Origin of the sequence: Bowmanella pacifica (assembly GCF_014645355.1) — a bacterium.
Taxonomy (GTDB): Bacteria; Pseudomonadota; Gammaproteobacteria; order Enterobacterales; family Alteromonadaceae; genus Bowmanella; species Bowmanella pacifica.
Genome location: NZ_BMLS01000001.1, coordinates 1,151,353 through 1,167,722, shown reverse-complemented (window position 1 = coordinate 1,167,722; position 16,370 = coordinate 1,151,353). Strand labels below are relative to the sequence as shown.

17 protein-coding genes and 1 pseudogene are annotated in these 16,370 nt (G+C 50.1%); 5 read left to right on the top strand and 13 right to left on the bottom strand.

The annotated features are described in order from the left end of the window. Positions 1 to 2: 2 nt before the first annotated feature. Positions 3 to 1,604, top strand: coding sequence for a DUF8808 domain-containing protein (locus IEX02_RS04820; RefSeq protein WP_229702055.1), 1,602 nt, complete (start codon positions 3 to 5; stop codon positions 1,602 to 1,604). Here IEX02_RS04820 and IEX02_RS04815 read toward each other — a convergent pair. From IEX02_RS04815 to IEX02_RS04790, 6 genes and pseudogenes are all read right to left on the bottom strand, one after another. Further along, positions 1,594 to 2,704 (bottom strand): annotated as a pseudogene (locus IEX02_RS04815) (IS3 family transposase). The gene IEX02_RS04820 and the pseudogene IEX02_RS04815 sit on opposite strands and share 11 nt — an antisense overlap. Before the next feature lie 201 nt (positions 2,705 to 2,905). After that, the gene (locus tag IEX02_RS04810; protein WP_188691023.1) at positions 2,906 to 3,259 is read right to left on the bottom strand and encodes a hypothetical protein; all 354 of its coding nucleotides are present in this window, start codon (positions 3,257 to 3,259) and stop codon (positions 2,906 to 2,908) included. Between the two features lie 2 nt (positions 3,260 to 3,261). Beyond that, entirely contained in the window at positions 3,262 to 3,861 is a 600-nt protein-coding gene (locus IEX02_RS04805; protein ID WP_188691021.1) for a hypothetical protein, read from the bottom strand. A gap of 574 nt (positions 3,862 to 4,435) precedes the next feature. Then, on the bottom strand, positions 4,436 to 4,804 hold the full coding sequence (locus IEX02_RS04800) for a VOC family protein (protein ID WP_188691018.1): 369 nt from the start codon (positions 4,802 to 4,804) through the stop codon (positions 4,436 to 4,438). Positions 4,805 to 4,815: 11 nt separating this feature from the next. After that, positions 4,816 to 5,232, bottom strand: coding sequence for a VOC family protein (locus IEX02_RS04795; RefSeq protein ID WP_188691017.1), 417 nt, complete (start codon positions 5,230 to 5,232; stop codon positions 4,816 to 4,818). A 120-nt stretch (positions 5,233 to 5,352) separates the two neighbouring features. After that, on the bottom strand, positions 5,353 to 5,649 hold the full coding sequence (locus tag IEX02_RS04790) for a winged helix-turn-helix transcriptional regulator (RefSeq protein ID WP_229702111.1): 297 nt from the start codon (positions 5,647 to 5,649) through the stop codon (positions 5,353 to 5,355). 150 nt (positions 5,650 to 5,799) lie between these two features. Here IEX02_RS04790 and IEX02_RS04785 point away from each other — a divergent pair, with 150 nt between their 5' ends. From IEX02_RS04785 to IEX02_RS04775, 3 genes are all read left to right on the top strand, one after another. After that, entirely contained in the window at positions 5,800 to 6,036 is a 237-nt protein-coding gene (locus IEX02_RS04785) for a thioredoxin family protein (protein ID WP_188691014.1), read from the top strand. Between the two features lie 51 nt (positions 6,037 to 6,087). Then, positions 6,088 to 6,354: a DUF2024 family protein gene (locus tag IEX02_RS04780; RefSeq protein WP_188691011.1), complete on the top strand. Its 267-nt coding sequence runs from the start codon at positions 6,088 to 6,090 to the stop codon at positions 6,352 to 6,354. 374 nt (positions 6,355 to 6,728) lie between these two features. Continuing rightward, entirely contained in the window at positions 6,729 to 7,016 is a 288-nt protein-coding gene (locus IEX02_RS04775) for a Rho-binding antiterminator (protein ID WP_188691008.1), read from the top strand. Positions 7,017 to 7,019: 3 nt separating this feature from the next. Here the strand turns inward: IEX02_RS04775 and IEX02_RS04770 are convergent, their stop codons facing one another. The 3 genes from IEX02_RS04770 to IEX02_RS04760 form a co-directional block, all read right to left on the bottom strand. Then, positions 7,020 to 7,784 carry a substrate-binding periplasmic protein gene (locus tag IEX02_RS04770; protein WP_188691005.1) on the bottom strand — a complete coding sequence of 255 codons (765 nt, stop codon included), beginning with the start codon at positions 7,782 to 7,784 and terminating at the stop codon, positions 7,020 to 7,022. 75 nt (positions 7,785 to 7,859) lie between these two features. Continuing rightward, a complete protein-coding gene (locus IEX02_RS04765) occupies positions 7,860 to 8,768 on the bottom strand; it encodes a ribose-phosphate diphosphokinase (protein WP_188691004.1) in 909 nt (302 codons plus the stop codon). Then, positions 8,765 to 10,276 (bottom strand): thymidine phosphorylase family protein, encoded by a 1,512-nt coding sequence (locus IEX02_RS04760; RefSeq protein ID WP_188691001.1) that lies wholly within the window; start codon positions 10,274 to 10,276, stop codon positions 8,765 to 8,767. Before IEX02_RS04760 ends, IEX02_RS04765 begins: the two co-directional genes overlap by 4 nt. A gap of 202 nt (positions 10,277 to 10,478) precedes the next feature. Between IEX02_RS04760 and IEX02_RS04755 the strand changes: the two genes are divergently transcribed. Next, entirely contained in the window at positions 10,479 to 11,351 is an 873-nt protein-coding gene (locus tag IEX02_RS04755; RefSeq protein ID WP_188690998.1) for an ATP-grasp domain-containing protein, read from the top strand. Here IEX02_RS04755 and IEX02_RS04750 read toward each other — a convergent pair. From IEX02_RS04750 to IEX02_RS04735, 4 genes are all read right to left on the bottom strand, one after another. Continuing rightward, complete coding sequence (locus IEX02_RS04750; protein WP_188690995.1) at positions 11,348 to 11,875, bottom strand: GAF domain-containing protein; 528 nt, start codon at positions 11,873 to 11,875, stop codon at positions 11,348 to 11,350. The two genes, IEX02_RS04755 and IEX02_RS04750, sit on opposite strands and share 4 nt — an antisense overlap. A 322-nt stretch (positions 11,876 to 12,197) precedes the next feature. Continuing rightward, complete coding sequence (ribA, locus tag IEX02_RS04745) at positions 12,198 to 12,815, bottom strand: GTP cyclohydrolase II (protein ID WP_188690992.1); 618 nt, start codon at positions 12,813 to 12,815, stop codon at positions 12,198 to 12,200. Between the two features lie 252 nt (positions 12,816 to 13,067). After that, positions 13,068 to 13,529 (bottom strand): hypothetical protein, encoded by a 462-nt coding sequence (locus IEX02_RS04740; protein ID WP_188690989.1) that lies wholly within the window; start codon positions 13,527 to 13,529, stop codon positions 13,068 to 13,070. Beyond that, a complete protein-coding gene (locus tag IEX02_RS04735) occupies positions 13,468 to 16,314 on the bottom strand; it encodes an EAL domain-containing protein (RefSeq protein ID WP_229702110.1) in 2,847 nt (948 codons plus the stop codon). The genes IEX02_RS04740 and IEX02_RS04735 overlap by 62 nt, the downstream gene beginning before the upstream one ends. Between the last annotated feature and the right edge of the window lie 56 nt (positions 16,315 to 16,370).

Below are 16,370 nucleotides of genomic sequence, written 5' to 3'. Positions count from 1 at the left end.
CTATGACAGCCATGGAACAGCAGCTTGCCTTTATTGCCTATATTCAGCGCTTGCTGGTAGAGGGGGATTTTGTCGCCACGTACAAGTATGCCTTGCTACATGCGCTTGCCGACATTTGTATTGAGCACCCATTACAAGACGAGTCCAGTGAATGCGTGATTATGCTAGACGAACTGGTGGACAAGTTTCTGGTGCTGTACTGGCATCATGCCGTACCTTTCTCCGCCGGACAGCAGGGCGCAGATGCGTTGCTACGGCAAAATACCGGCAATCAGTCGAAAGTGATTAGCTTGTTGTATGACTGCCAAACCCAGGGCATACGCAATATTCGTCAACTCAAAGGCAGCGAGAGGTGGCCAGAGATTTACCGGGCCACATTGAACACCCTGAAAGAAGGGCCGTTGTGGCGGTTGCAAATTTTGTCCAAACAGGATGAATGCTTTTTATACCCACACCAAAAGGGTGAGAAGTATATCCGGCTAAATGCCGGAATCGCGCATTGTTTCAGACGTTTTTATGATTTGGTGGTGTATCTGGCCAGAAACGCCTGGTTGCAGAAAATCCAGAGTATTAAATTCAATCAGCATTTAATTGGCCCGCAGAGTCAGCTACAGGATTTCCTGTTCGGCGTTGACCGCAATACTCTGATAAAGGCAAAACCGGTGCTGGTAGAGATTCAGCGAAACATCTGTTTTTATTGCCGCAAGCCTATGCGTAGTGAAGTGGCGGTTGACCATTTTATTCCTTTTGCCCGTTATTCCACCGATCTGGGGCATAACTTTGTTGCTGCTCATGCCGCTTGTAATAACAGCAAACGCGATCATCTGGCCGCCATACCACACAGGCACAACTGGCAGGAACAGAATCTGGTAGTGCATGCCCATACCTTGGCCAGCGAGTTAGGAAATTACTTCTACTGCGATGTACAAAAGTCGTTGGCCGTCAGCAAATGGGCATACAGTGTGGCTAGCAGCACTGGCGCCAAGTTGTGGTTGGCTAAAGACACCTTTGTGGAAGTGCAGGATACTGGGGTAACCGAAAGCAAGCAACCAACCCTGGCGGAGGTGGTTGAGTTACAGTCTGTGCGACCATCGATATCCAAAGATATTCCGCCGGAGCATCTTTTACCCTATTTCCCCAACCTTAAAATTGCCTGTGGCCATTTTAAGACTGGTCGTGCTGATGAAGTAGAGATGCAACAGGTTGAAGGTTATAGCGGCCAGCTTGAGCCCGAGCGTCATTTTCTGGCCAGGGCCAGTGGCAATTCCATGAACGGCGGTAAGCAGGCTGTTGAAGATAGCGATTTGCTGTTACTGGAATGGATTACTCCCGAACATGCCGGTTCTATTACCGGCCAAACCCTGGCTATAGAACGGCAGGATGAAACCGGTAATAGCCAATATCTGCTGCGGGTGATACGAAAAACCTCTGATGGCAGTTATCTGCTGCATGCCAATAACCCTGATTACCCCGACCTCGCCGCCACAGAAAGCATGCGCGCCCGTTTAAAAGCGGTTGACCTTTCCCCCGAATTTAACACCATGACATTGATGAGATTTCCAATAAATGACCGGCCCCCATTATTAGACCCACTCATCCGATGAAATGAGCTGGCTGGTTTTCAATGGATGCCGCGAACTGCAAGGGCGACAAGTTATTTAGCGCTTGGTGAGGTCGACTCTTGTTGTAGTCATTTCTCCAAGCTTCAATTTTCAACTTAGCATCATGTAGTGACTCGAACCAGTGACAGTTCAAACATTCATCCCGAAAGCTTCCATTCAGGGACTCAATAAATGCGTTATCTGTTGGTTTTCCTGGCCTTGAGAATGCGAGGGTTACTTTGTTTGTGTAAGCCCACAAATCCGTCATCTGTCCTGCAAATTCGCTACCGTTGTCGCAATGGATGCGTTTTGGCGCACCTCGAAGACGGCAAAGCTTGGTGAGTGTCCTAACCACATCCTCTGAGCGCAACCGGGCGCCGATATCTGCGGCCAGGCATTCTCGTGTAAAGGTATCCACAACTGTCAAAATCCGAAACTTACTTCCGGTTGTTAATTGATCGCAAACGAAATCCATTGCCCAAGACTCATTTGGCTGACTACTAGCAATGTAATCTCGTTTACGATGGCTCCACTGACATTGCGCCTGGGGCGCTTCGACCGTAACTGAAGACCTTCAATGCAATACAAGCGATGGACTCGCTTCTTATTTACGTGAATTCCTTCTCGCTTGAGCATCACATGAATACGCCTGTAACCATAACGGACGCGGGCTGAGGCAATATCAACAATACGCTGCCTGAGAGCTTCCTGGGGCTCTCGGCGGGGTCGGTAACGACAAGCTGTACGACTTAATCCAGTCAATCGACATGCTCGACGCTCACTCACATGATAAAGACACATCAAATGGCGTGCCGCTTTACGGCGCTGCGACACGCTTACCACTTTCGGGCATTGAGATCCTGCAACATAACTTTGTCCAACGTAAGGTCAGCAACAATCCGCTTAAGCTTTTCGTTTTCTTCTCGAAGCTGCTTCAATTCGCGAACCTGATCGGACTCAAGCCCAGAATACTTTTTCTTCCAGGCATAGAACGTGCCTTCCGCAATGCCCAATTTGCGTGATATTTCGGCTATAGGGAGACCGGCTTCGTGCTGTTTTATCGCCGATACAATCTGCTCTACAGAAAAGCGTTTTGATTTCATGGCAAGTCCCTCTCAAGGGTTATATCTTGCCCAAATTCATCAACATTGTGGATCTCTTTGTTGGGGGCTGGTCAGTGCCCTCTGCGGCTCTGCGGTGAATATGATCTGAACAAAATGGTAGATAACCACAGAGGCACGGAGAACACAGAGTTTTTGAGGGTGTTATCCCTCGATACCAGGCAGTGAAATGGTGATTGATGCTTACTGAATACGGTGCAGATTGTAGGTGCCGATTGGGGTGAGTATTTCCATTGCGTTAGCTTCGGCCTTCAGAATCTGCCATTCAACTTGCTCACCCGCTGGCTCGAGCATCAGTACTAAGCCCTTGCGAGTGTATGGGTAGCTGCGGCGGCCATGCCCTTTGATTTGCTCGATAATCTCATTCTCATGAATAATGACCTGGTTGCCGTCGTCCAAGTTATTGACTGAGCCATCTGCGTATGTCACCGACTGCAGTTTCCATTCACCAATGATATTCGCTTCTGTGGCAGAACAAGCGCCAAGTATGAGCAGCTGCAATACTGCGATTAGAAAGTAGCCTGTTTTTGCAATCATGGTCAGAACTCCGAAACTGAACTTGTGGATTTGGCTGTCGCTAACAGTCTTGCAATATCTTCCGGCAACTCGTCAAGTTTGTAACGTCTGGCCGATTTTGCTTCAGCGACAACTTTATCCTCATGATTGATAGATTTAGATGAGATGGTTTGAATTAGTTCTCTTTGTCCCCATGGATGAGGCGACCACTTAAACTGATGAACAAATTCAACTTGATAAGACCAACCACGGTACATTTTGGGGTATGGAATCTTTGCCTGAAGTTCGTCTTTAAAAATGGCGGCAAGTGTACCTACAGCAATTCCGGCGACACCCCCAGTCGCTAACCCCACTGCTGTGGTTAGAGCAGCAGTACCTAGATGTCCTGCATACCTAATGCTTGTCTCCCAGTCGGTATTCCATCTGTTCGCAGATTGATCCGTTGGAAACTTTATGGTGTGTGTTAAACGACTACTTATTTGTTCATTTATAAAACAGTTGGGTTTATGCCCAACTCCGACCCAGTGACCACCGTCAGACCAATTAAGTTGATTGTGACATTTACGTTTCAGCTCATTACGATCATGATCGTTTAACTTCTGGAGTGGAGGGATTGTACTCATGTGAGGATTCCATTCAAACTTTCATCCATAAAGTTAAAGTTTTGGCAACGGCTATTGAAATGTCAAATTTGATTAGCCAGCCAGTAAAACGTTTGCTCTGTGGTGAAACAGATATTTTTCTGACTACTTTCTGAATCTGTGGGAACAAAAGCCATATTCGGCTCAAGCTGGAATGGGCGGAACCTTGTCAGAAATTCACCTGTTTTTCATGTTTATCATGGTTCAAGGTGTTGTTTTATAATATTATTTCTTCATTTCTGAGTGCGGAGAAATCAGGTGGAGAGTATCGCTTCTGTAACACCAAGCCATGAGCCGAATAATCGGCTTATTCGGCTCATCACAGTCAGACAGTTTGGCCGCTACTGAATCAGGCCTAATCTCCCTCAGCCTGACGTATTAGTTCAAAATACAAATAACCACAGAGGCGCAGAGAACACAGAGCAGATAAGGTGCCATTTCCGATCTACGAGCTTTTCTCAGCGCCATAGCGTCACTGCGAGAGGCCCTGCCTTGTCACTGTGCTTGCTACTGTGGGTTGGCATTGATTCCAACAGGAGTCTGACCGAGGTCAGAACTACACCCGCCAGGGCGGATTCAGGCGATTCTCTCCCGCATGGAAGAGTTTGATTTTATTGCCTGCCGGATCGTGGAGTATGGCTTCTCGCCATAGGTAGGGCATATCCTGTGGTGCCTGGTCGAAGTTGATGCCTTTGCTTTGCAGTTCGCTTACCTGTTCGTCCAGATTGTCGGATTCAAAGTAGATCACCGATTGGTTTTGCACCGCCTCGGCCTGCAGGGCCAGCGAGAAGGTGCTGTCGCCTTTGGGGCAGCTAAAGCGCGCGTAGTGCGGGGTATCAACTATTTGTGTCATGCCCAGTTGCAGGTGGAAATTAGCGGCGGCCTGCATATCGTTCACAGGCAGGGTAATTTGGTTCAGGTTCATGGTGCTTGTCCTTATTCGTAGTGATTGCGCTGGCTGGGCAGATCGCTGTGGTATTGCACAAATTCCACTTCGAAGCCGTCGGCATCAATAAAATAGGCATTACTGCGATAGGTGCTTTGCGCGCCTTTGCTGGGCTCAAAGCCGGCGGCATGCATACGGCTAATCAGGGCATCGAGGTTATCGGTCACAAAGGCAAAATGGGCCAGGCCTACCTGATTGCTACTGAGGTCGCGATTTTCGCCTGTACCGCTGTCGTTGAGGGCTAGGTAGTGATAATCATCACCAAAGTGCAGCCAGTTGCGCTCGGTGCCGTACCAGTTCTGACGGCCACCGCCGCGTACCTGCCAATGGGGGAAGGCGGCGCCATAGAAGGCCAGCGCCTTATCTATATCCCGCACGACCAGATTTAAGTGTTCTAAATGCATCATGTTTTATCCTCCTTTCAATTTGCAGGCAGGATAAAACCTCAAGCATGGTTGAGGTAAAGTGTTGGGACTAAGGGAAAAACCTATTAAGACATTCGGCCCTGACGATTAGCGCTCCGGCTGTTACTTGCTGCTTAGCGAAGGGTCTGCCAGCTCGGCCTGGACCTTTTCAATGCTATCGATAATCTGTAAGAAGTGCTGACCAAAGTCGGTGAATTGATACTCCACTCTTGGGGGACTTTCAGGATAGATATGCTTTTTCACAATGCCAAAGCGGGTCAGTTTAACCAGCCGTTCGTTCAGCACTTTGGTGGTCAGGCCTTCCACTTCACGCTGCATGGCGCCGGGGCGATTAATACCCTGCCGAATCAAACTAAGCACGGTTAACGACCATTTACAGCCCACAATGCTTTCCACCATGGCATGCACCGTCATATTTGTTTGAATTTTTTTCTCTTTATTAATCAAAAAGATGCTCCATTTGGTACCTGGCTTACCAGTTTGTGCCTGCTATTTTTACGGATGCTGCGGGGGTGTAATAGCCATGCTTTTAACCCACAGGAGATTATCATGAAAAGCAATGCAGTTTTCTATCACGCCGGTTGCCCGGTATGTGTTGATGCCGAACAAAGCCTGGCAGCCGCTTTGGATCCCAGTCGTTTTAATGTCGAGATTGTACACTTTGGCGACCAGCCACAGCGCGTGGCTGAAGCCGATAAGCTGGGTGTTAAGTCTGTGCCTGCGTTGGTCGTAGACGGTCAGGTGTTTCATATCAATTTTGGTGCAGCACTGAGCGATTTGCGTTAGTGGTCATGGCGGCGACCGAGGTTGCCGCCTTAATCTGATTAAGGAATAGACATGCAAGTTCTGGTTTACGATACCCATGTGAATACAAAAAGCGGTGAGTATTATCATTTTGATGTGCTGGTGACTGAACAAGCCCGCCACCAGGCGGCACAATTTGCCGACGCTTATCTACGCGATATCGGTGTGAGCGAGGCCGAGATAAGTCAGCAGCGTTGCGATTTTTGCCATGCTGAAATGGCCAATGCCGCGGTACGGTCCAGTATTGAACAACAAGGCTTTGCTATTATCCCTATGCAAGGCTGCCCGTCAGGCGAGTAAATGGCAGCTCTTGCGAAGGCCGAGTTGGGCAGGGCGTTACTAAACACGAAGAGCACGAAATACACCAAGGGGTCAAAAAAGCCATCAAGCCTTTGAAAGATATTGTTTTTCTTCGTGCTCTTGGTGTACTTCGTGGTGAAAAACAAAACTCAATAAACTCGAAATACACGAAGGGATCAAGAAAGCCATCAAGTCTTTGAAATATATTGTTTTTCTTCGTGTTCTCGGTGGACTTCGTGGTGAGAAATAAAAAACCAATCAACAAGAAGGACACGAAAAGTACGAAGGGATCAAGAAAGCCGTCAAGTCTTTGAAAGGTATTGATTCCATAAGTTTTTTCTTTTTTTGGTGGTGGGCGTAAAAGGTTGGATAAAATGATGAAAAACCCGACTAGCAAGATTATCGACTGCGCCGTGCATGACTATATCGAAGTGGCCTGCCTATATGCTTACGAGCTGGAACTACGGATGCTGGACGGCCAGCAAAACCAGGGTAAGGCCATAACTACCCGCACACAGGCAGGGCGAGAGTGGTTAGTTCTGCAAGGTGAGCAAGGGCAGTTTGAAGTGGAACTGAATCAGGTGCGCAGCATTAAGGCGCTGACGGCAAACCGTTACTTTACTGAGATTGAAGTGGGTAGCGGTGCCTGTTCGCTGGATTAGCCGCTACTTTTTGTGTGGCTTAACCTGATAATACTGCGGGTGGTCGGCAGCAAACTGATGTATAGCAGCTTCAAACCTGCCTGCCGCAAAAGCCGCCTCTACCTTGGGGCGAATCTGCTCCAGCCGGGCGGCATGGATAGAATGTTTAGAAAAACCAAAATACACCACACGATTTAATTCATGGGTAAAAGGCTGAATAAGAATTTTGTCCTTTAGCTCCGGGTCACTGGCATAGATGGCGGTGAGGTTTTCCAGGCTGCTGATCACTGTGTCCACGCGCCCAGCCAGCAACAGCTTGTAGGTGAGATGCACATCGTTAAGGGCGACTTTTTGCAGGCTCTCATCCTGATCAAACTGCTCAAAGTAATAGACCTTTTCGGTCACGCCGATTAACCGGTCGTGTAGATCTTCATAGCTATTGATAGGCGCGGCGTCCGGGCGGGTGGCAAAAATATACGCAGTGTCATGGCGCATGGGCAACAGATGCAGATAGTCGCGGCGCTCCTCGCGATCCAGAATGCCGGCAATGACATCGGCGGAACCTTGCTGCAGCCGCTTCAGGCAATGGTTGAAGTTAGGCTCGGTGACAAACTCAACCTCCAGTGCCAGTTCAGTGCCCAGTTGTCTCAAGGCAGAAACGTGCTCACCAATAGGGGGCTCGCTCAGAACCTGATAGGGTGGGAATTCATCCAGACAGGCCAGCAACTGCTCCCGACCGGCGCTGGCAAAGGCAACGGTTGATAATATAACTAATATTGCTAAGCGCATCTTAAGCATTCCCTGCCACTGGTATGGGCCCAGCCTATCACAATCAGTAGTGGTGTGAGCATTGGTTGTTTGCGGCTACGGTTTACTAACTTTGTCCAGACATTGCCGGATTGGTTCGAGTAGCAAGGGGCTCAAATCAATGGCATTGGAGAAATGCGTAATGCTGTTACTGGTGGCCAGCGCTTGCAAACCCGCGTCCAGCAGCATTTGGGCGGCACCTTCGGCAAAAATCCCATGTACGGCGGCGCACTCCTGCTGGGCGACGCCACCCTGATTTAACGCCTGCATGCATTGCAGTATGGTTTGGCCGCTGGAGATGACATCATCAATAATCACCGCGGTGCGGTGTTGATGCGCGCTCAGTCCTGGCAAGGTAATTTCCACATCGCGGTCGCCGTGGCGCTGCTTTTCTCCAATCACAAAGGGGTGACCACAGAGCTCGGCAATGCCGGCAACCCATTGCTCACTTTCTGCATCCGGCCCTACCAACAGCAGGTTTTCTCTGCCCTTCAACCAGTTTGCCAGGGCTGGCGCACCCTGCACCACCCGGCTGGGTACGGTGTATATCTGATCCAGGCTATGATAACGATGTAAATGAGGGTCAACGGTGACCAGATAATCCATGTGCTTTGATAAGGCGGCGGCGAAGATTTTTGAGGTAATGGCTTCGCCGTCATGGAAACGAATGTCCTGGCGCATATAACTTAGATAGGGGGCCAGGATACCCACCGAGGCCGCACCGAATTCCTTCAACGTATCGAGCAGGAAGATCAGCGGCAGATACTTATCATTGGGATGCACCAGGTCAATCAGAACCAGCACATCTTTGTCTTTCACCTCGCTCAGAATGCGCAGGTAAGACTCGCCATCCGGAAACAAGCGGCTTTCCAACTGCCCTTGTTCTGCGCCCAACTGTTTGCACAGCGGTAATTGCAAGGGGTGTGGGGCGGGGCTGAATAACACCAATGGACGACTCAAACTCATGCGGGTTCCTCGATGCAGAACATATCCTGGTTGTTGTGATAATACTCCATGGCGTATTCCTGTTCGCCAAGGCTGTCACAATACAGAGTAAATAAAGGTTGATGTAATGTCAGGCGGTCCCCTACTTCGGCATGCAGGCGCAGCCCGGCTGCTTTATCAAAGGGGGCGCCAGCCAGTTTAGCCAGCCGTGCCAGACGGCGATTATCAATGCTGACGAGTACACCGTTACGCTGACTGATTTGCAAGTGCTCAAAAGGCGCGCTGGGTAAGCTCTGCAGACCGCCCTGAGCCTCGACTATCAGTTTGAACTGGGCCCAGGCCCGACCGGATTCAAGAATATCTGTGGCTTGCAGTAAAGCCGCCTCCGGCCCGCAATTTTGCGCTAAATCCAGCATATGGGAGGCGAGCAGCAAGGAGCGATGGCGTAGATCGCGGGGGGCATCGGAGTGCCCTTGCAATACGGCCAGTAAATCACGGGCCTCTTCTACCGGACCAATGCCGCGGCCAATCGGACGGCTACCGTCGGTGATTACGCAGCGCACATAAATGCCGCAGGCTTCACCTACTTGGGTAAACAGGGCTGACAGGCGGTCTGCCTGCTGGCGGGTACGAACCTTGGCGGTGTCGCCCACCGGAATATCAATGATCACGTGGGTAGAACCGGCGGCTATCTTTTTGGACAGCACAGAGGCTATCAATTGCCCTTCACCGTCTAAGTCGAGTGCGCGCTCAATACGGATCAGTAAATCATCGGCCGGGCTGAGGTTGACCGCGCCGCCCCAAGCCAGGCAGGCACCGGTTTGTGCCACAACACGCTGAATATCGACTAATTGCAGATCAACCTTGGTTAACACTTCCATAGTATCAGCGGTACCGGCCGGTGAGGTGATAGCCCTGGATGAGGTTTTGGGAATCGTCAGGCCAGCCGCGCTGGCAATAGACACCACTATAGGCGTAGTGCGGTTGCCGGGAATGCCACCAATACAGTGTTTGTCGAAAATCAGCGATTCGCCTGGCCAGGTTAAACTCTTACCACACCTGACCATGGCTTGGGTCAGGCTGACAATTTCGTCCAGGTTTAAGCGACTGCCGGCACATACACTGAGAAAGCTGGCAATCTCAATATCGCTGTAACGGTGGGCAGCGATGTCTTCGACTATATCCTGCATTTCGTCATCGCTCAGAGCGTGGCCAAAAACCTTTTTGCGTACCGCACTCATGGATTGCAGCAAAGGGGCGTGACCTATACACAGATTATCACCGTCTTTGGCTCGCAGGCGCTGTACGGCAATATTCGATAAGCCCACAGTACCGGGTTCCAGAACCTGTTGTTCCACCACGTTCAGGGTGGCTACCATCATATAACTACCATGGGTGACTAACACCCGGCTGCTGGCGGTAAAGCCTTCGGCCTTACATACGTGACAATCTTCGCGCATGTACACAACGGGCTCCTGGTGGGTATCTATGCCCATTTTTACCGCATTGAGGGTATGTACCGTTTCCATTTTGTTTCCCTTTGAGCTGCCCAGGGGCAAGCCTGAATTTAGCCTTGCTGACAGGGTAATACAGTCAGCATAGAAGCTGGTTGATCCCAATCAAGAGGGAATCATTGCTTCTTTTCACTGTTATGCCGTGCAAGGCCAACATCTTGTTCTGTGGAATGATTGGCGGCTATAGTGCCGCTGTCACTTTAATCAGTAAAGCCTTATGAAAACCTGCGCCTTTTTGAGTATGGACAGCCTGGATGGCTATTTTGTTTATGATGAATTGCTGTTTGCCCCTATGGCCGAGCAGGGCTGGCAGGTTGAAACCTTATCCTGGCGCGACCCCGAAGCAGATTGGGGGCGTTTTGATGTGGTGGTTATCCGCAGCCCTTGGGACTACCAGCAAGCCCCCGAGGCTTTTTTAGCTTGTCTTACGCGCATTGAACAGTCCGGTGCCTTGCTTGCCAATTCTTTGCCTTTGGTTCGTTGGAATATCAATAAGGGCTATCTGCGGGATATCCAGGCCCGACACATACCTATAGTGCCGACTTTGTGGCAAGAGGATTTTAATCTTGCGGACTGTCTGGCCGCGCTGCGCCACTTTGAGTGTAATGAATTGATTATCAAGCCCCTGGTCAGCGCTAATGCCGATGACACATACCGGTTGCGTGCGGCTGATATCCAGCACCAGCAAGATCACCTGGCGGCGTGCTTCAAGGGCCGTCCTCATATGCTACAACCCTTTATACAAAATATTGTGGATGAAGGTGAGTATTCACTGTTCTTTTTTGGCCAGCAATATAGCCATTGTATTGTTAAGCGCCCCGCCAGTGGGGATTTCAGAGTGCAGGAAGAGCATGGCGGTAAGTTGGTGTCCATTTTGCCAGAACCAGAGTTGCTGGATTTAGCCAAGCGCACCTTAAAGGCTCTCCCGGATGAGCCCTTGTATGCCCGACTGGATTTTATTCGCACGCCAAATGGCTTTGCGGTTATGGAACTAGAGCTAATCGAGCCGTCGTTGTACTTCAATATGGATGCTAAGTCGCCGCAACGTTTTGTGAATGCCTTTGTGGCGAAATACGGCACGGGAAACTAAGGCTGTTTGCCTAATGAGGCGTGAATGGCGGCGCTGATCACCTGCGCTGCCAAGCTCAGTATCAGGGTGTCTACGTCATCGAAGGCAGCGGTTGCAGTAGAGAATACTTTGATCACCCCTACGGTATTTTGTTGGTAACCCAAAGGTACCACCAACATGGAACTCAGCCCCACCTTCTGACAGGCATCCTTGTCTACTCTGGGGTCATGCAAGGCGTCCTGGCAGTTCAATACCCGGTTTTCCTTAATGCACAAACCCGACAGACTTTTATCCTTGTGCAAACGCATACCGAGGCGGTCTTTGGCTTTGCCGGTGGCTGCCCGGTAGACCATCTCCTCACCATCGAGAATTTCCACTACCGCTCCGGAAGCAAAGGTTAGTTGTTCTGCCAGGACCGCCATTTTTTGCATTACCTCAGTAAGGCTGAGGCTGCGCCCAATAATGTCAGTTTGGGCATCAATAATGGTGAGCAATTGCTCTTTGGTCAGTGCTGACATTGAGTCGGTAGATAGCGTTGGCATCATCAATACTGCAATCTGGTTTAGCTCTAAGCTAAATCATAGTAGTGAAAGTGGTTAGGGGGATACTCTTTTGAGTATGATTTTGCAGCAGTTTTTGGCTCTTGATACAAGGCAGAGTGAATCTGGTGTAGTTGTTCTACATGAATGAATAATAATGTCGTAGAACGAGCCCGCAAGCGCGAGCAAAGAGTTAAACTCAGCCCTTCTGCTCGGTGTTACCGGGCTTTGACTTAGGCTCACAGCCCGGCGTCGTGACCAGAAGGGGGGCTGGATTTGAACAATATCTCTACTTGAGAGAAAAACAGCCCCTACAAGAAAGGTCAGATTATTTCAGCAGATGGGGGTCAAACTCATGACCAAGCTTTTGCGTCTTGGTACGAATGTAGCCTTTGTTGTCGTCGGTGATACCGTGATCTATTGGGGTGCGCCCTACTACCTCAATGCCCAGATCTGTTAGCGCTTTTATTTTACGCGGATTATTGGTCATCAATTGCACCTTGTGGATATGCAGATGATCCAACATAAAGCGACAAATACGATAATCGCGTAAGTCGGCATCAAAACCCAGGTGTTCGTTGGCTTCTACGGTATCCATGCCGTTGTCTTGCAGATGATAGGCGCGAATTTTATTCAGCAAGCCAATACCACGGCCTTCCTGGCGCAAATACAGAATGACGCCTTTGCCATGTTCGACAATATTCTGCAGCGCTTTTTCCAACTGGAAGCCACAATCGCAACGGGTGCTGAACAGGGCATCGCCGGTCAGACATTCTGAATGGATGCGGATCGGCACGACCTCATCGTCCTGCCATTCGCCATAAGACAGGGCTACATGCTCCTGATCCGTGGCGACTTCTACAAAGCCATGGATAGTGAACTGGCCAAAACGGGTAGGGAGTTTGGCACTGCTGATGTATTCGAAAGGCGAATCCGCGTTGGTCATGATCTGAACTTGGTTGTTTTCTCGAGTTTAGTACAGGATCGGCTCTGCCTGGCAGGAGGGGCCGTCAAGGGACGCACAATATAACGACATTGGCGCTGAATGGAAAATCAAAAAAGTGAATTGGTTAATCTAATAAGTTGAACTGTGGAAAATACGCCTCGCTATGCTGCCAAATCTTATTCACCGCTGCGGCGCTGTGAGCCCGTACTTAAAGGCTGCTTGCGGGACACTATTAAGCACAACGGGTTATAACTACCACGCCATTGAAAGATATTGTTTTTCTTCGTGCTCTCGGCGTACTTCGTGGTGAGAAATAAAAACCCAATCAACAAGAAGGACACGAAAAGCACGAAGGGGTAAAAAAGCCCCAAACCCTTGTAAGATATTGTTTTTCTTCGTGCTCTCGGCGTACTTCGTGGTGAGAAATAAAAACCCAATCAACAAGAAGGGCGCGAAAAGCACGAAGGGATAAAGAAAGCCATCAAGCCTTTGAAAGGTATTGTTTTTCTTCGTGCTCTCGGTGCGCTTCGTGGTGAGAAATAAAAACCCAATCAACAAGAAGGGCGCGAAAAGCACGAAGGGATCAAGAAAGCCATCAAGCCTTTGAAAGGTATTGTTTTTCTTCGTGTTCTTGGTGGTGAGAAAAAGTTGTTTACGCCAGAGGGGTAAAGTCATGAAGAGGCGCAGGTCTGGCAACGCCGTAACCTTGGGCATAATCGACCCCCATTTTACCCAACTCAACCATGATTTCTTTGCTCTCGACAAATTCCGCCACGGTCTTCATGCCCATGGCCTTAGCCACGTCTTTTATTGAGCTGACCATGGCCATATCCACCGGGTCGACCAGCAGGTCCTTCACAAAGCCGCCGTCAATCTTCACGTAGTTGACCGGTAAGCTTTTCAGGTAGCCGTAGGAAGAGAAGCCGCTGCCGAAATCGTCCAGGGCAAAAGTGCAACCCAACTGATGGAAGGTCTTAATAAACTGCAGGGTCTCGTCCATTTTGATAATCGCCATGCTTTCGGTGATTTCAAAGCAGATCTTGTTATAGGGAATACCGTATTTTTCAAAGGCATTGAGTACAAACAGGCGCAATTCCTTATCCCCCAGCGAGTGGCCGCTGAGGTTAATGTTGGCGCGCACCAGGTTGTCTTTGTGCTGAGGGTTGTCGGCCAGCCAACGGAAATAGTGTTCTACCACCCAGCGGTCAATTTGGGCAGTCAGATTGTAATGTTCTGCCGCGGTTAGGAAGACATCCGGGGTGACTATCTGAGTCTCGTCGTCTCCTTGCATACGCAGCAGGATTTCATAATGATGGCCGTGGGACATCTTATTTAAGGGGTGGTAGTGCTGGTAGTACAGCACAAACCTGTCTTCCTGCAGGGCTTTATTAATCAGCGATACCCAATGCAACTCGGTTTCATAACGCTGAATTTTGTCATCCTGCTTGGAGTAGATATGTACTTGGTTTCGGCCCTGCTCCTTGGCCATGTAACAAGCCGAGTCGGCCATACTGAGCAGCTGTTCCGGTGAATGAATGGCCTTATGGTAGGGGACTAAGCCAATGCTGATACCTAGCGTGAAGATGCGGTTATCCCAGACAAAACGGAACTGCTGCACCACATTCAGCAGCTTATTGGCCAGCAGGTAGGCGTTTTCTTCACTGGCTTGTTCGCTTTCCAGCAGCACGCCAAATTCATCGCCGCCCAGACGGGCCAGAATACCGCGACCTTCCACCACCTGATTGAGCTGTTGAGACAATTGCTTGATTAATATATCGCCGGCCTTGTGCCCACAAGTGTCATTAACCACCTTAAACTGGTCCAAATCCATATAGAGCAAGGTCAGTTCTTGTTCGGCGTCTCTGGCCTGATTCAGACCGCTACGCAGGCGCTGCTCGAACTCGCGACGGTTGTATACACCGGTCAGCGGATCATGGGTGGCCATATACTCCAGGCTCATGCTGGACTCTTTGCGTTCGGTAATGTCGAAAATGGTGCCGAACAGATAGTCTTCGTGATGTTCATGACGAAGCTGCACCGAGATAGAGAACCAGAACGGGCTGCCATCGCGTCGCACACCGCGTATTTCACGGCCCATTACCACCCCTTGTTTAACCAGTTCTTCAACCAGGGTCAGGCGGTCGGTTTGGTTGGCATAAAACTGTGAGGTATTGCTGCATTCCTTGAGCATCTGTTGCTCATTGTCATAACCGAACAGCTTGCACATGGCCGGGTTGGTGGTAATCAGCTTGCCACTCAAGGTGGAGGTATATAAGCCTTCGGCGGAATTGCGGAACAACTCGTAGAAGCGGCGCAGGTCACTAATAGTGTTGCTTTGGCGCTCATAGCGGGACAACACTTGTGCTTGCTGGTGGGTTTCTACTGCCAGGGCGATCAATAAGATACCCAGCAGCATCAATAGTGTCATATACAGGCTGAACGTGCTGCCTAACAAGATTCCGCTGACATAACAGGCCGACTGCAACAAGGCAATCAAACTGATGGTGGACCACCCTATGGCATACAGCCGATTGGGGCGTCCGTCTTTGCGATCGCTATAACGCCAGGACAAACCCAGTTGCACAACCAGTGTAGCTCCGGCCAGACCAATGGCGGTAACAATTTGCCAGTAGTCGTCCAGAACAAAGGCACTGAGCAGCAGCAAATAAGAGGCACTATAGGACACGTAGCGCCAGTAAAGCGGTACGCCACGCAGCATCAAATGCGACACCTTAGCGGCATTAAAGAGTGCCAGGGCCACCAAACTTAGGGTCAGTATTGAGATATAGCTGGAAAGCGCCGGTACAATTTGCACCAACAGTCCTTCCACGTTGAGGAACAGCAACAGGAAGCTGAAGCTGGCCATGGAAAACCAGAACCGAACCGGGCTGCGCAGTAACACGTAGGTGATCAGATAGTAAAACGCCAGTATCGCCAGTGCGCCACCTATCATGCCAATTTTGGCCAGGTTGAGCTGTTCTTCGGCGATCAGTATTTCATCCCGCCAGAGGTCGATGGGGAATACCAGAGGCCCCTTGTCAGCTACCCGGAAGTAGATATCCAGTTGCTCTCCCGGCGTCATTTCCAGACGAATAAGGAAGTGTCTGTGGTTGAGTTCCCGCGCATTGAAAGGCCGCATGGCGCCCATCATCAGCGAGCGGCGAATCCGTCCTCTGTCATCCAGTAAATACAGATCCACTTCATCCAGGGTGGGGTTGGCGATAACAAAGGCAAAGCGGGAGTGACTGCCGGCTTGTTGCACTACGCTGAATCGACCCCACAGGCTTTGATTGGGGGCTAGCGGGCTGATATCCAGGTCGGTGTGCCAGTCGGGGGCCGATTGCACATCAGACAACTGGGCGTACTTTTCGGCGCGCAAGTACTCAACCTGGCCTCGTAGTTCCTGGTGTGTGAAAGAGGAGTCTAGCAGCAGCGGCTTGGCCTGGCAGGGCATCGTCAGGCCGATTAACAGGTACCCAAGCAGCAGTAGTAAAGGCACAGATTTCAACGTCAGCTTTGATTATTGTTATGGCGTCCTGTTGCCAGTATAAAGTC

What these genes read in the sequence shown, in the direction of transcription:
- IEX02_RS04820 (WP_229702055.1), top strand. Translation starts at nt 3, where the DNA reads ATGACAGCCATGGAACAGCAGCTTGCCTTTATTGCCTATATTCAGCGC.
- IEX02_RS04810 (WP_188691023.1), bottom strand. Translation starts at nt 3,259, where the DNA reads ATGATTGCAAAAACAGGCTACTTTCTAATCGCAGTATTGCAGCTGCTC.
- IEX02_RS04805 (WP_188691021.1), bottom strand. Translation starts at nt 3,861, where the DNA reads ATGAGTACAATCCCTCCACTCCAGAAGTTAAACGATCATGATCGTAAT.
- IEX02_RS04800 (WP_188691018.1), bottom strand. Translation starts at nt 4,804, where the DNA reads ATGAACCTGAACCAAATTACCCTGCCTGTGAACGATATGCAGGCCGCC.
- IEX02_RS04795 (WP_188691017.1), bottom strand. Translation starts at nt 5,232, where the DNA reads ATGATGCATTTAGAACACTTAAATCTGGTCGTGCGGGATATAGATAAG.
- IEX02_RS04790 (WP_229702111.1), bottom strand. Translation starts at nt 5,649, where the DNA reads ATGGTGGAAAGCATTGTGGGCTGTAAATGGTCGTTAACCGTGCTTAGT.
- IEX02_RS04785 (WP_188691014.1), top strand. Translation starts at nt 5,800, where the DNA reads ATGAAAAGCAATGCAGTTTTCTATCACGCCGGTTGCCCGGTATGTGTT.
- IEX02_RS04780 (WP_188691011.1), top strand. Translation starts at nt 6,088, where the DNA reads ATGCAAGTTCTGGTTTACGATACCCATGTGAATACAAAAAGCGGTGAG.
- IEX02_RS04775 (WP_188691008.1), top strand. Translation starts at nt 6,729, where the DNA reads ATGATGAAAAACCCGACTAGCAAGATTATCGACTGCGCCGTGCATGAC.
- IEX02_RS04770 (WP_188691005.1), bottom strand. Translation starts at nt 7,784, where the DNA reads ATGCGCTTAGCAATATTAGTTATATTATCAACCGTTGCCTTTGCCAGC.
- IEX02_RS04765 (WP_188691004.1), bottom strand. Translation starts at nt 8,768, where the DNA reads ATGAGTTTGAGTCGTCCATTGGTGTTATTCAGCCCCGCCCCACACCCC.
- IEX02_RS04760 (WP_188691001.1), bottom strand. Translation starts at nt 10,276, where the DNA reads ATGGAAACGGTACATACCCTCAATGCGGTAAAAATGGGCATAGATACC.
- IEX02_RS04755 (WP_188690998.1), top strand. Translation starts at nt 10,479, where the DNA reads ATGAAAACCTGCGCCTTTTTGAGTATGGACAGCCTGGATGGCTATTTT.
- IEX02_RS04750 (WP_188690995.1), bottom strand. Translation starts at nt 11,875, where the DNA reads ATGATGCCAACGCTATCTACCGACTCAATGTCAGCACTGACCAAAGAG.
- ribA (WP_188690992.1), bottom strand. Translation starts at nt 12,815, where the DNA reads ATGACCAACGCGGATTCGCCTTTCGAATACATCAGCAGTGCCAAACTC.
- IEX02_RS04740 (WP_188690989.1), bottom strand. Translation starts at nt 13,529, where the DNA reads ATGCCCAAGGTTACGGCGTTGCCAGACCTGCGCCTCTTCATGACTTTA.